At 32.5% G+C, this 13,813-nt stretch carries 13 protein-coding genes; 5 read left to right on the forward strand and 8 right to left on the reverse strand.

Annotation, left to right across the window (positions count from 1 at the left end):
• The first annotated feature begins 42 nt into the window (after nucleotides 1-42).
• The 4 genes from ACTTAX_RS07040 to ACTTAX_RS07055 all read left to right on the forward strand — a co-directional run bounded on the left by ACTTAX_RS07040 (nucleotide 43) and on the right by ACTTAX_RS07055 (nucleotide 4,552).
• Complete coding sequence (locus tag ACTTAX_RS07040; protein WP_440618131.1) at nucleotides 43-1,128, forward strand: ABC transporter ATP-binding protein; 1,086 nt, start codon at nucleotides 43-45, stop codon at nucleotides 1,126-1,128.
• Between the two features lie 116 nt (nucleotides 1,129-1,244).
• A complete protein-coding gene (locus tag ACTTAX_RS07045; RefSeq protein WP_440693936.1) occupies nucleotides 1,245-2,363 on the forward strand; it encodes an extracellular solute-binding protein in 1,119 nt (372 codons plus the stop codon).
• Between the two features lie 69 nt (nucleotides 2,364-2,432).
• Complete coding sequence (locus ACTTAX_RS07050; RefSeq protein ID WP_440693937.1) at nucleotides 2,433-3,695, forward strand: ABC transporter permease; 1,263 nt, start codon at nucleotides 2,433-2,435, stop codon at nucleotides 3,693-3,695.
• A 2-nt stretch (nucleotides 3,696-3,697) separates the two neighbouring features.
• Nucleotides 3,698-4,552 carry an ABC transporter permease gene (locus tag ACTTAX_RS07055; RefSeq protein WP_440693938.1) on the forward strand — a complete coding sequence of 285 codons (855 nt, stop codon included), beginning with the start codon at nucleotides 3,698-3,700 and terminating at the stop codon, nucleotides 4,550-4,552.
• A gap of 15 nt (nucleotides 4,553-4,567) precedes the next feature.
• On the opposite strand, the gene ACTTAX_RS07060 is transcribed toward ACTTAX_RS07055, so the two are convergent.
• From ACTTAX_RS07060 to ACTTAX_RS07090, 7 genes are read right to left on the reverse strand one after another with little or no spacing between them, the layout of a single operon-like run.
• Nucleotides 4,568-5,443 (reverse strand): branched-chain amino acid aminotransferase, encoded by an 876-nt coding sequence (locus ACTTAX_RS07060; protein ID WP_440693939.1) that lies wholly within the window; start codon nucleotides 5,441-5,443, stop codon nucleotides 4,568-4,570.
• Between the two features lie 9 nt (nucleotides 5,444-5,452).
• A complete protein-coding gene (locus tag ACTTAX_RS07065; protein WP_440693940.1) occupies nucleotides 5,453-6,577 on the reverse strand; it encodes a thiolase family protein in 1,125 nt (374 codons plus the stop codon).
• A 28-nt stretch (nucleotides 6,578-6,605) separates the two neighbouring features.
• On the reverse strand, nucleotides 6,606-7,724 hold the full coding sequence (locus tag ACTTAX_RS07070) for a dimethylsulfoniopropionate demethylase (protein WP_440693941.1): 1,119 nt from the start codon (nucleotides 7,722-7,724) through the stop codon (nucleotides 6,606-6,608).
• 8 nt (nucleotides 7,725-7,732) lie between these two features.
• A complete protein-coding gene (locus ACTTAX_RS07075) occupies nucleotides 7,733-8,068 on the reverse strand; it encodes a hydroxyisourate hydrolase (protein ID WP_440693942.1) in 336 nt (111 codons plus the stop codon).
• A gap of 4 nt (nucleotides 8,069-8,072) precedes the next feature.
• A complete protein-coding gene (locus ACTTAX_RS07080; protein WP_440693943.1) occupies nucleotides 8,073-9,815 on the reverse strand; it encodes a thiamine pyrophosphate-binding protein in 1,743 nt (580 codons plus the stop codon).
• Entirely contained in the window at nucleotides 9,816-10,973 is a 1,158-nt protein-coding gene (locus ACTTAX_RS07085; protein ID WP_440693944.1) for an alpha-hydroxy acid oxidase, read from the reverse strand.
• 3 nt (nucleotides 10,974-10,976) lie between these two features.
• Nucleotides 10,977-11,660, reverse strand: a complete 684-nt coding sequence (locus ACTTAX_RS07090; protein ID WP_440693945.1) for a Type 1 glutamine amidotransferase-like domain-containing protein — start codon at nucleotides 11,658-11,660, stop codon at nucleotides 10,977-10,979.
• A gap of 67 nt (nucleotides 11,661-11,727) precedes the next feature.
• Here ACTTAX_RS07090 and ACTTAX_RS07095 point away from each other — a divergent pair, with 67 nt between their 5' ends.
• Nucleotides 11,728-12,450, forward strand: coding sequence for a transporter substrate-binding domain-containing protein (locus ACTTAX_RS07095; RefSeq protein ID WP_440693946.1), 723 nt, complete (start codon nucleotides 11,728-11,730; stop codon nucleotides 12,448-12,450).
• 3 nt (nucleotides 12,451-12,453) lie between these two features.
• Here ACTTAX_RS07095 and ACTTAX_RS07100 read toward each other — a convergent pair whose 3' ends face one another.
• Nucleotides 12,454-13,677, reverse strand: a complete 1,224-nt coding sequence (locus ACTTAX_RS07100) for an aminomethyltransferase family protein (RefSeq protein WP_440693947.1) — start codon at nucleotides 13,675-13,677, stop codon at nucleotides 12,454-12,456.
• Nucleotides 13,678-13,813: the final 136 nt, after the last annotated feature.

Consider the following 13,813-nt stretch of genomic DNA (forward strand, 5'->3'; position numbering starts at 1 on the left):
ACTATTGAAATCTACTTTCACAAATGTTTAATAATCAATTTTATGTCTAAAAATCCAGAATTCGTAAAATTTGATAAAGTAGATAAAAGTTATGACGGGAAAGTACTTGTCGTTAAAGACCTACAATTAGATATTGCTGAAGGTGAATTTATAACAATGCTTGGACCATCTGGTTCAGGTAAAACAACTTGTTTAATGATGTTAGCTGGATTTGAAACTCCAACTAATGGAGAAATTTTATTAGACGGAAATATTATTTCAAACATTCCACCTCACAAAAGAGGAATTGGAATGGTGTTCCAAAATTATGCACTGTTTCCACACATGACAGTTTACGAAAATTTAGCTTTTCCTTTAAGAGTAAGAAAAGTTGAAAAAGATGAAATTGATAAAAAAGTAGATAAAGCTTTATCGATGGTTTCTTTAAATGGATTTGAGTCTAGAATGCCAGCACAACTTTCTGGAGGACAACAACAAAGGGTTGCTGTTGCAAGAGCACTAGTATTTGATCCCGCTGTTGTTTTAATGGATGAGCCACTTGGTGCATTAGATAAAAATTTAAGAGAGAGCATGCAGTATGAAATTAAACATATTCATGAAAGCATTGGTGTAACAGTTGTTTATGTTACACATGATCAAAGTGAAGCTCTTACTATGTCAAACAGAATAGCTGTATTTAATGATGGTAAAGTTCAGCAGTTATCAGATCCAGCAGAACTATATGAGAAACCAGTAAACTCTTTCGTTGCAGAATTTATTGGTGAAAATAATACATTTAATGGCGAGGTCTCTGATATAGATAAAGATAAATGCAAAGTTAAATTAGGTAATGCAGAAATATTAGCTAACCCTATTTCGGTAAAATCAAAAGGTGAAAAAACTACAGTATCTTTAAGACCAGAAAGAGCGTTAATAAATCCAACTGATAAAATGGATAATATGTTTACTGGAAAAATTGAAGAAGTCATTTATCATGGAGATCACACAAGAGTTAGATTGGATTTACTTGGTAGTTCTGAGTTTATATTAAAAGTTCCAAACAGCACCTCTAACCTTGAGCTAAAAGTAAAAGAGGATATCAATATTGGTTGGAACAGTGTTGATGCTAGAGCTTTAGATCCAAAATAGTATCAATTAAAAAACCCAAATCATTATAAGATAAAATGAACTGTTGACTTCACTTGCTCATTTTGGTGTACTTCATTATATAAATTAATTTATATTAACGTTTAAACGGAGGAATAATGAAAAAATTAAGTAAATTATTACTTGCTCTTTCTTTTGCTCTTTCAATAACTTCATCAGCATTTGCAGTTACTGTTGCATCTTGGGGTGGAGCTTATACAGAGTCTCAAAAGTTAGGGTATGGTGATCCAACTGCTAAGGCACTTGGAGTAGATATCAACTGGGTTGACTACTCTGGTGGTTTATCAGAAATCAAAGCACAAAAAGAAGCGGGTGCTATCACTTGGGATATCATCGACCTTTTTGCATTCGATACAATTAACGGATGTGACGAAGGTTTATTTGTTAAATTTGATTTTGACAAAGACTTCCCAGCTGCACCAGATGGAACTCCTGCAAGTGAAGACTTCTTCACAGACATGCCTAGTGAATGTGCTGTAGGAAACATCTTATATTCTTGGAACTATGCTTATGATACAAGAGCTTTTAGTAATCAGACGCCAAAAACTATTAAAGATTTCTTTAATACTAAAAAGTTTCCTGGAAAAAGAGCAATCTATACTAGTGCTTTAACTAATTTAGAAATTGCTTTAGCTGCGGATGGCGTGAAGTTAGGTGACGGCGGAACTAGAGTTTACAGAAAACTTTTAGAAGACGGTGGAATCGACAGAGCGTTAGCTAAAATTGAAAAACTATGTACAGATCCAAATGGTGGATGTGTGTTCTGGTCTGCAGGTGCTCAACCACCTGAATTATTAGTTGCTGGTGAAGTTGTAATGGCAACTGGTTGGAACGGAAGATTCTTCAATGCTGAAGTTGGTGAAGGTGCTCCAATTAAACAAGTATGGGATGGTCAAGGTCTTGACTACGAATACTTTGCTTTAGTTAAGGGTGGTCCAGATGAAGCGAATGCTAAAAAAGCTTTAGCTATGATGACCAACACTGAGATGTTAGCTGGTAGCGCGAAGTACATTGCGTACGCTCCATGGAGAAAATCTTCTCTTGATGTAATCACTGCTGGTGAACCATGGTACAAAGATGGTAAAACAGAAATGATGCCTCAAATGCCAACTGCTCCTGCTAACACTAAAAACTATTTCTTAGTAGACCCATTCTTCTGGGCTGACTATGGAACAGAGATTGGTGAGAAGTGGGAAGCTTTCAAAGCAGGCCTATAATTTCAGTTTTAAACACTGAATTTATATAATATATTTAGGGCGGTTATATAGTAACCGCCCTATTTTTTTATGAACTCTGAAGCAAAACAAATTTTAACAACTGACGGAATACCATTAGAGGTCAGTTTGAAAAAAGCTGAACGGAAGAATAAGATTAAAGCCTTTCTTCTAGTTGCACCTTTATTGTTATTTTTAGTCATTACTTATATATTTCCAATCGGAGAAATGTTCACGAGAAGTATTGATGACAAAATGATCACCAATATGCTTCCTAAAACATTTAAGGAAATGGAAAAATGGGATGGAAAAGAACTACCTCCTGAAGAAGTTTTTTCAGCTTTTTATTATGACTATAAAGCTTTAGTTGAAAAACAAGAACATGGAAAACTAGGTCAAAGATTAAATAAAGAAAAAAATGGTTTTAATTCAACAACCAAAAGGTTGTTTAGAAATATAAAAAGAAAAAAGATAGATGAAACTGCTAGCATTAAAGAACAGATGATGAAAGTTCATAAAAACTGGGGTAAAGTTGAGTATTGGCAGGCTATAAAAAGAACAGCGCCACCTTATACGTTAGCTAAATATCTAAAAGGTATGGACATGTATTATGCTGCTGATGGAAGTATTGCCCAAGTAGATGAAGACAGAAGAATTCATAGAATTTTGTGGTTAAGAACTCTTGAAATTGCTTTTTTTGTAACTGTATTTTGCTTTTTAATGGGATATCCGATAGCTCATTTATTAGCAACATTACCAATGAAATACTCAAATTTATTAATGATTTGTGTTCTTCTTCCATTTTGGACTTCATTATTAGTCAGAACTGCGAGTTGGATGATTTTATTACAGCAACAAGGAGTCGTTAATGATTTCTTTGTAATGATAGGATTAGTTGCAGACGATAACAGGCCTGAAATGATGTACAATAAAGTAGGCACCTATGTAGCGATGACACAGATATTGTTGCCATTTATGGTTCTTCCACTTTATAGTGTTATGAAAACAATCTCTCCAAGCTTAATGAGAGCAGGAAAATCTTTAGGAGGTACTCCTTTTGTTGCGTTTTGGAAAGTTTATTTTCCATTAACTATTCCAGGTATAGGAGCGGGATGCTTGTTGGTATTTATTTTAGCAATTGGATATTACATTACACCTGCATTAGTTGGTGGGGCGTCAGGGACATTAATAAGTAACCAGATTGCATATCATATGAAAACAACTCTAGATTGGAGCTTTGCCTCTGCAATGGGTTTAATGTTGTTAACTGGAGTTTTAGTTATTTATTGGATTTATAATAAACTAGTTGGGGTAGACAATATTAAATTAGGATAAATATGGCATTACCAAGTTATACAGAAACTCGTTATAGAATTTGGCATTATTTTTATTTAGCCATTTGTACTTTTGTATTTTTCTTTTTAGTTGCACCTTTGTTCGTAATATTCCCGCTATCCTTTAATGCTGAAGAATTTTTAGTTTTTTCTGAGGGTATGAAAAATCTTGATCCTGATGCCTTTTCCCTAAGGTGGTATAAGGATATGGTCTATGGAACTAAAAACCCTTGGGGATTAGCAGCAAAAAATAGTTTTATAATCGCGATATTTGCAACAATAGGATCCATAATACTAGGGACACTAGCTGCGTTAGGATTAAGTAGTAGGCACATGCCTTATAAAGGAATTATAATGGCAACTCTTATTTCTCCAATGATTGTCCCATTAATTATATCAGGTGTTGCAATTTTCTTTTTCATGGCAAAGGTTGGTTTAGCAGCAACTCATACAGGAATAGTTTTTGCTCACATAATACTAGGAACTCCATTTGTTGTAATTACAGTGACAGCAACACTATCTGGATTTGATCATAGTGTAACAAGAGCAGCAGCTAGTTTAGGGAGTAACCCTGTAAATACGTTCATGAAAATCACTCTTCCTTTAATATTACCAGGAGTAATATCAGGAGGTTTGTTTGCATTTGTAACTTCATTTGATGAAGTAGTTGTAGTTTTATTTCTTGCTGGTTTAGAAAATACTACAATTCCAGTTCAAATGTGGACAGGTCTTAGAGAACAGTTAAGTCCAACAATTCTTGCTGTTGCAACATGTTTAATTATTCTTTCGACTTTAATCTTGATTAGTGCAGAATTATTAAGAAGAAGATCTGAAAGATTAAGAGGAATTAATCGTTAAATTAAGAAGTTTAGTTTATTTTCCTACAAGTTTTTCGTAACTTACTGATAAATCTTTAATTAAATTACAAACTTCAAAATTATAATCTAGTATTTTTCCTACTGGTGTTATTTCCGCAGCTGTACCTGTGATAAAACATCCTTTAAAATTGTTTAATTCATTAGGAGAAATTTTTCTTTCGTGGATCTTGATATTTTTTGACTTTGCAAGCTCTATTACTGTTTTTCTTGTTATTCCATCTAAAAACGAGTCTGGAATAGGGGTATGAAGTTGATTATTTTCATCTTTGAAAAAAATATTAGCACTTGTAGCTTCAGCTATATTACCCTCATGATCCAACATTAAAGAGTCTGTATACCCATCTTTTTCTGCTTGATGTTTTGAGAGTGTACAAATCATATATAAACCTGCGGCTTTACTTTCCCACGGCGAAGAATTTTGTGGTGGTCTTTGCCATTTAGAAATGTTTAATTTAATTCCTTTTAATTTTAAATCTGGATCAAAGTATGTCGGCCAGTCCCATATTGCTATAGCCACATTAATCTTAGTACTCTGAGCAGAAACTCCCATCATTTCACTTCCTCTCCAAACAAACGGTCTTATATAACCATTTTGAATATTTTGATCTGAGACAAGTTTTTTTGTAGCTTCAATAATTTCATTGTATGAATATGGAATTTTCATATCCAGAATTTTTGCAGATTTAAAAAGTCTGTCTGTATGCTCTTCTAATTTAAAAATTTTCGAATTATAAACTCTCAAGCCTTCAAAAACTAAACTTGCATAATGCATGCCATGACTAATGATATGAACTCTGGCATCTTGCCACTCACATAATTCATTATTAAACCAAATTTTTCCAGATCTTTTGTCAAAAGGGAGTTGTTGCATATTAAGTTTTTAATCTACAGACTCAATTATTGTCGCTATACCCATACCTAGTCCAATACATTGTGTAGCCAATGCATACTTTTGATTTTCTCTCTTTAATAATTGAGCAGCTTTTCCAACAATTCTTGCGCCTGTTGCTCCAAGTGGATGTCCTAAAGCTAATGCACCACCTTCAATGTTAACTTTGTTTTGATCAATTTTTAAATCTCTTATGCAAGCCAGCGATTGAGAAGCAAAAGCTTCATTTAGTTCTATTAAATCAATATCTTTGATATTTAATTTTGCCCTTTCCAATGCTTTTTGGGAAGCTCCAATTGGCCCTAAACCCATAGTTTCCGGTTTACATCCTTGAACTGCAGTAGATACTATTCTTCCAAGAATTTCTAAATTATTATGTTTAGCGTATTGTTCTTCACAAATTAAAGTTGCAGCTGCACCATCAGTTAGTGGTGAAGAGGTTGCTGCTGTTACAGTTCCATTTGAGTCAAAAGCTAATTTTAAACTATCTAATTTTTCTTGATTACTATTAGGTCTTATATTGCTATCTTTAGAGCAATTCCCTATCGTAACAATTTCATTGTTAAAGTTACCATTTGATTGAGCATTGAATGCTTTTTCATGACTTGATATTGCAAATTCTTGTTGCTCTCTTCTAGAGATAGAATATTGTTTAGCAACATTTTCGGCAGTAGTTCCCATCGCAAAATATACATTCGGGTTCTCTTTTTCAGTGTAAGGATATGGCAATGGATCAAAGCCTGTATTTACTCTTGTCATACTCTCAACTCCGCCACAAATAAAAACTTTTCCAGAACCCATAGCTATTTTTCCAGCAGCAATATGTATTGCTTCCATTGATGATCCACACCATCTATCAACTGTCATTCCAGAAGTTTTGATTTCCATATTAGTTAAAAAACTCACAAGTTTTCCAATGTTAAAACACTGTTCTCCTGTTTGAAATGCACAACCAATTACAATATCTTCAATATCAGCTTTGTTTATATTAGTTTTTAAAACAAGGTTATTTATAACCTCAGCAAGTAGATTAACTGGTTTTACATCTATTAATTCACCTTTTTTTGCCATTGTGAAAGGTGATCTTGAATAACCTGCTATTACTGTTTTATACATTTTTCTAAAAGTTAACTAATTTATATTCTTATTTAGGAAATGGTAAAGAGGTTATGACGCCTGTTCTCATCAAATTATCGGATGTTAGAACTTTTACTTCTTCATCAATATTCCAATAATCTTTTAAAATCATTGAGAGACCAACATTTTTTTTTATTCTTGGTGAATAAATACCCGAGGTGATTTGTCCGATTTGAACTTTATCTTTAAAAACAGGGAAGGGTTTAGCGCAAGTTGGGCATGGGCCACCATCAAAAATAATTCCTCTGATTTTTTGTTTGATTCCTTCTTCACGAATTTTATTTAAAGCATTTTCTCCAATAAAATTATGAGAACTGTCTTTTGTACAAAATTTTTCTAAATTACATTCAAGTGGGTTATTTTCACTAGTAAAATCATTACCGTACGACATTAATCCACCTTCAATTCTTTCAATTAAATTAGGGCATCCTGGAGATATATTGAATTTTTTTCCTGCTTCCCATATTGTATCCCATAAATTTTCACCCAAGTCATATCCTTTTAAGAAAATTTCAAAACCTCCCTGCTTGCTGTAGCCAGCTCTCGCTATAACTTGTTGTGTTCCGTGAAAGTTAAAAAAGCCAAAATTATAAAATTTGACTTCTCTGATTTTTTCACCAAACACAGAAGCTAATAAATCCTCTGCTTTAGGACCCTGGATAGCTAATGGATAAATATCTGGTTCATTTATTTTTACATTTAAACCTAAGCCTACCGAAATTCCTTTTGCCCATAACAAAATATCTGAATCTGCAATAGATAGCCAAAATTTATTATTATCAACTTTAAGTAGTACAGGATCATTTATCATTCCTGCATTTTCATCGATTAGTGGAATGTATAAACATTTTCCAATTTTCATATTTGAAATGTTTCTAGGTGTCATTTTTTGAATTAAAGTTTCAGCATCTGGACCTTCTACTTGAACTTGCCTTTGACATGATACATCCCATAATTGAACATGCTCTTTAAGATGCCAATAATCTTCTTCAACATTTTTTTTATATGCTTTTGGCAAAAGCATATGGTTGACAACTGTAAATCCAGTTACACCAAATTCTTCCACTTTGTTTGTATAAGGCGTCCTTCTTATACGCCTAGACATATTTAAACCAGATTTAATCATTGGTTATTTTATTCTGACCACCAAATTGAATATCCATTTGGAGATATTATAATTGGTAAATGGTATTTCTTTTTTGGATCTTCCATTTTAAATTTAATTACTATTTCAGAAATAATTTTCTTTTCAGAAAAATAATCTGCAGTTTTACAAATCATTTCATATTCAGAAGCACAATCTTCATTTGAAAGTTCAAATTCTTTTAAAATTCTTCCTCCATCATCAGTTTGAGTCTCAAAAAATATTTTTTTAATACCAGATGAATTTATTTGATTGATTATTACTTTAACTCCACTCGCATGAGTTCCATTAACTGAATTAAGTAAGTGAGATGATAATATTGCCATGAAATTACTCTATTGAAGCTTTGTCTCTTTTATCGCTTACTGCAGCTACTATGGGGCTAATAACACCTTTAGCCTTTACATTGATGCATGCAGTTTTTCCGCTTTCTAAAGCTCTTTTCATTGCTGGTGCTAGCTGTTCTCTTTTTGTAACTAGTTCTCCATGTCCACCAAACCCCTCAAAAATTTTATGGAAAGGTATGTCTCTAAAATCTGTTGCAAAATGCTTACCACTCTCAAATAATCTCTCTTGTTGTTGAGATATACAGTCTAAGCCACCATTGTTATCAATCACTACTACAATAGGTTTATTTTCTTGAAAGGCAGCTTCTATAGATAATCCTCCGGATAAAAAAGCCCCATCTCCACTTATCAAAATTACATTTGAGTTTGGGTTAGTATTTTTTGCAGAAAGTGCAAACGGCACACCAACTCCTAGCATACTAAATGTGCCTGGATGAAGAATACCACCTATTTTTTTTCCTTTTGCTCCAGCAATGTTTATTGCAATTTCAGACCAGAAGTGAGTGTTACCTCCATCAATAACCAACCAATCGTTTTCACCAATAGCATCTTGAACATCTAAAGCTAATTGTAATGGATGCATTTTATCACCATTTGCTTCCGCCTCTTTTGTTTCTTTGCTTAAATCGTCTAATGTTTTGTCAACCCAATCTTGTTTTTTTTCTCTGTTATAATCAAACCAGTCTTTATTTAAATCCCATTTATTATTTGTTTTAAGTTTATTAAGATTATCAAAAAATACACCCGGATCACATAAAAGGTTTATATCTGCTGCTCTATTAAGCTCTATTTCTTCATGGGATCCGTTAATGCAAACTAGTTTTGTTGTTTTCGGAAAAAGTGGAGGATTTCCAAAATTCATTTGATTATCTAATCTTGCTCCGACCATTAAAACTAAATCAGATTCATTTAATGCAAATTTAGAAGGTGGATATTGATGTATATCAGCTAAACCCATATAAGCACTAGCTTCTTCACCTAGTAATTTTTGATGATAAGGAATATTGAATATAGGGATACTTAGGTTACTTCCTGCTTCCTCTAATTTTTTTTCAGAGCCTGACCACCAAACTCCATGCCCACCAATTAAAACTGGTTTTTTAGATTTACAAGCAAGCTCTAACACTTTTGCCATAAGAGTTGGATCAGGCCATGCTCGTGAAATTATTTTTGTTTTATGAGAAAAAGGTCTTTCTTCAAGACCTGCATTTTCTGGAAAGGAAGAAAACATAATATCAACAGGCACACTTAAGTGCACTGCTCCTGGATATCCATTTGTTGCAATCTTATATGCTTTGTCCACAAATTCTCTTATTCTAGTGCCATCTGTTATACTAGCGCTGTACTTTGTTAATGGATCAGCGATGGCAACATCATCAATTTCTTTAAATCCACCTGAGCCTTGTCTTTTTAAACTACTTGATCCAGTTATAAAAATAACAGGTGATCTTTCTCCCCAAGCTTCCATCATTGATGGTACAGCATTAGCAAAACCTTCTGGACCAACAAGGCAGACGGCAGGTTTTCTGGTTATTCTTGTGTGTCCATCCGCAATATGACCAGCTATTTGTTCATGAGGACAATTGATCACTTCCATTTGGCATTCCATAAATCCTTCAAGTGCAGGATTACAAAACCCACCTGATAAAGTAAAAACATACTCAACACCTTTATCTTTCAAAGCTCTTGCTATTAACGAACCACCTCTAATTTTATTTTCTGACATTTAATATTTAAAATCTCTTATAAACCTTTCTGCAATTATATCTGAAGAAATATCCTTTATATCAGTTAAACCCACTAATCCCAAGGCAGTACTTAATTCATCTTTAATAATTTCAACTACACGTTTTAGCCCTCTTGCTCCGTCTGCACCAATTCCATACATAAGCGGTCTTCCAATCATTGTAAAATCAGCACCCATTGCTAATGCTCTAACAATATCGCTTCCACCTCTAATTCCACTATCAAATATTATTGGAAAATCTTTACCCAAAGCATTCCTTATAAGTGGTAATGCTTCTATTGAAGATGTTGCGCTGTCAAGTTGTCTACCTCCATGATTTGAGACTTGTATAGCATCAGCTCCTTCAGACTTTATTTTAACTGCATCATCAGGAGACATCACACCTTTTATAATTAATTTACCTTTCCATTTTTCTCTTATTCTTTTTAATGTATTCCAATCAGTAGCACCTCTACTTTCACTCCTTACAAACTTATTACCTCTCTTTGATGTTTCGTAATTCATTGGCTTAGGGATTCCACCTAATAAAGTACTAATTGACCAATTAGGATGAGTTGCAAAATCAATAAATTGTTTTAATCCAAGGTTAAAAGGAACTGTAAAACCATTTCTATTATCTTTAGCTCTTCTAAATTGAATTGGCACATCGACAGTGAGAATTGCTACTTTATAACCAGTATTTTCAGCTCTTTCTAATAATTCCATAACAAACTCTTCATCTTGAAAATTATAGAGTTGCAACCAAACATTTCCTTTAGAAAGTGCATACATTTTTTCCAACGAAGTTGAAGAAGCCATTGAAACACACATAGGAATATTATTTGACAAACTTTCTTCTGCTAACATTTTATCAGCTCCAGGCCAAGTTAGATTACACATGCCCATTGGAGCAAAACCAAAAGGCTGACCATATTCCAAACCTAAAATATCTTTTTTAATAATTCTTTTTTCAACATTTCTTAGTACTTTTGGTTGCAGTCTTATTTGATCTAAAGCTTTGCTGTTATTTTCAAATAATTTTTCATCGCCAGATGCGCCATCAACAAAATCAAACATTAATTTAGGCACACGTCTTTTCGCAACCATTCTTGCTTCTTCAATACTATGTATTTTTTTACTTGGTATGATATTAGCCATAATTTATTTTATATACTCATTTAGACTAATTTTATTATTTTTATCAACGAAATAAGCATCACAACCATTTCTAGCAGAACAAACTTCTTTAGCTGAACCATTTAAAAATAAAACTGCAACTCCATCATCTATGGCAATACCAGGTGGTAATTTATTGCCTTTAATATCAGATTGGTATTGAGACATTCGCTCAGGCACAGATGAATGTGGGGTACAACTACCTGATAAAATATTTATACCTCTAAGTGGATTATAGCCCGGACCAGCAGAGTCTGATAAGATCCAATCAAACCAACAAACTGCACCTGCACTTATTCCAGATAAAATAATTCCACTGTTGTAAGCAACTTTGAAAATATTGATAAAATTATTATCATTCCAAATTTTAAGCATAAATTTTGTATTCCCACCTCCAATATAAATAATATCCTGTGCCATTAACCATTTTTCAAATCCGTTAACTGAAGAGCATAGTTCAAAATGTGATAGTAAAATTTCATATTGTTGTAACTCATTGTAAAATAGATTTATTTTCTCTTTATTATCTTCACTAGCTGTTGGGAGGAAACCAAATTTAATTTGTTTTTTTTTGCATTGATCTATTACAAATTTATCTAAAATAGGATCACTTTTATGAGTGAAGCCACCCCCACCAATTGCAATAATTTTTTTTGTTTTATCATTCATTAATTATTTTGCTAACTTATAAAAATTAAAAATATATATGTATATATAATTAAAAAAAATAAATTTTATGACTGAAAGTATTTCCAATCTAATTGCACCAAAAAATATTTTGAGAATTGGTATTAATATGAGTAATTTTTTACTTGTAAATAAAGACAGTACTTTTTCAAAACCCGAGGGTCTTTCACCAGAAATAGGAAAATTATTAGCGAGAGAATTAGATTTGGATTATGAGTTTGTAACTTTTAAAAACCCAGGTCTGCTTGCGGATGCTGTCGATTATGACAAATGGGACGTAGGTAATTTCGCATATGAAAAAAAACGAGCTGAAGTAATTGATTTTAGTAATCCATATGTAAATATTGATGCAAATTTTTTGTTAAATAAAAATTCAGAAATTAATCAAAATAAAGATGTTGATAATGAAATTAACAAAATTGCAGTAGTTGATAGAAGTGCATATGACTTATGGTTATCGGGTAATTTTAAAAGGGCCAAAATAATAAGAGCAAAAACAATTATAGAAACTCATAATCTTTTTTACAATCAAGATGTAAATATTTTAGCTGGTTTAAAACCAAAATTATTAGAAGAATTAAATAATAATGACCAGTTTAAACTTATTGATACGCCCTTTACATTTATAAAACAATCAATTGGAATTAAAAAAGGAAACTCGAAAGTAATAAATTTTATTAATAATTTTGTTTCAAAAAAAATAAAAGATGGAACTATAAAAAGTCTATTAAAAAAATATAATTTAGAGGATAAATTGAGTATCCCAGTTTAATTTTTATTTTGATAATCCTTTCCATGGATTAGGCTCCAAAGGTATTTCTTTATTTATTCCTCTAACTATCTCACCTTCAGAATCATACATGGGCAATTTACAAAGTTCTCCAATTCTTATTTTACCATCAATACAAGTTACCTCGACAGCAGTGCCAGGTCCTAAACTGTAGTTATTCATGTGAACAATTCCAACACCACAAACTTGATAAGGCGACCAAGTACTAGACGTAACTCTTCCAACATTTTGTCCATTAACTTTTAAACTATCTCCTTTAAGCGCAATTCCATCTTTAATTCTAATTCCCCAAGTTTTACATTTTTTATCAGCTGCTATTAATGCTTCTTTCCCAATAAAATTTTCTTTATTTAAATCTACAAATTTTCCAAGACCTACGGAAAATGGATTTGTACTTTTGTCAAAATCTTGTCCAGCTGATAAAAGTCCAGCTTCTATACGTCGACCCCTAAATGATGGAGTAGCTGTTAAAATCATTCCCATTTTTTTTCCCTCTTTCAATATTAAATCTCCAATTTTTTCTGCATTATTTTCTGGTCTTAGATAAAATTCCCAACCAAGCTCATTTGTAAAGCCTGTTCTGCTTATAATTAGTCTCTCATCTTTAATTGTAACTGTTGTCCAATCAAAGTATTTCCAATTTTTTGCAATATTTTCATCAATTAAGTGATCCAGTAAATCCATAGATTTTGGACCCTGTATTTGACTAACCCATACATTTGGATCTGCGATATTTACATCCAATCCAACTGCGTTTGCTTTATACCATGAAAATAGATCTCCATCAGCTTGAGCAAACCAATATTTATTTTTTTCTATTCTTAACAATAGACCATCAGTAATCATTCCACCATCATGATAACATGCAAATTGGTATGAACATCTTCCAACTTTTACTTTTGAAATATCTCTTGGAAAAATTTTTTGTAAAAGTGTTAATGCATCTGGTCCTGATATCTCGTAAGGGTGTTCACCTGTATGTCTAAGTATCAACTCTTTTCTTGTTTTCCAATATTGTTCATCTGGGGTAGCATTTGTTAACTTTTCTGTGGTTAGTCGACCAGCATAATTTGAATACTCTGGGTCAAATGGTAGCTCTTGGTAAGTAAGAGGATGAACACTCATTGTCCGAGCTAATTCAGTAGGTCTATTATCTTCTTGCTTCTGAGGCTTAATAGAAAACCTTATATTTCTTAAAGATTTATGCACAAAATCCCTAATAAATTAAAACAATAATTTAATCTACTTATATAATTGACAGATTAATTGAAAAAATTTTTCAATCTGTAATTGTAAGGTTAATTAGTATTGTTCTAAAATTTGGAAGGTGTAAGCTTAAATAATA

Source organism: Candidatus Pelagibacter sp. HIMB1695 (assembly GCF_052047655.1).
Lineage (GTDB): Bacteria > Pseudomonadota > Alphaproteobacteria > Pelagibacterales > Pelagibacteraceae > Pelagibacter.

Coding starts and splice junctions, on each gene's coding strand:
- ACTTAX_RS07040 (WP_440618131.1), top strand. CDS start 43: ATGTCTAAAAATCCAGAATTCGTAAAATTTGATAAAGTAGATAAAAGT.
- ACTTAX_RS07045 (WP_440693936.1), top strand. CDS start 1,245: ATGAAAAAATTAAGTAAATTATTACTTGCTCTTTCTTTTGCTCTTTCA.
- ACTTAX_RS07050 (WP_440693937.1), top strand. CDS start 2,433: ATGAACTCTGAAGCAAAACAAATTTTAACAACTGACGGAATACCATTA.
- ACTTAX_RS07055 (WP_440693938.1), top strand. CDS start 3,698: ATGGCATTACCAAGTTATACAGAAACTCGTTATAGAATTTGGCATTAT.
- ACTTAX_RS07060 (WP_440693939.1), bottom strand. CDS start 5,443: ATGCAACAACTCCCTTTTGACAAAAGATCTGGAAAAATTTGGTTTAAT.
- ACTTAX_RS07065 (WP_440693940.1), bottom strand. CDS start 6,577: ATGTATAAAACAGTAATAGCAGGTTATTCAAGATCACCTTTCACAATG.
- ACTTAX_RS07070 (WP_440693941.1), bottom strand. CDS start 7,724: ATGATTAAATCTGGTTTAAATATGTCTAGGCGTATAAGAAGGACGCCT.
- ACTTAX_RS07075 (WP_440693942.1), bottom strand. CDS start 8,068: ATGGCAATATTATCATCTCACTTACTTAATTCAGTTAATGGAACTCAT.
- ACTTAX_RS07080 (WP_440693943.1), bottom strand. CDS start 9,815: ATGTCAGAAAATAAAATTAGAGGTGGTTCGTTAATAGCAAGAGCTTTG.
- ACTTAX_RS07085 (WP_440693944.1), bottom strand. CDS start 10,973: ATGGCTAATATCATACCAAGTAAAAAAATACATAGTATTGAAGAAGCA.
- ACTTAX_RS07090 (WP_440693945.1), bottom strand. CDS start 11,660: ATGAATGATAAAACAAAAAAAATTATTGCAATTGGTGGGGGTGGCTTC.
- ACTTAX_RS07095 (WP_440693946.1), top strand. CDS start 11,728: ATGACTGAAAGTATTTCCAATCTAATTGCACCAAAAAATATTTTGAGA.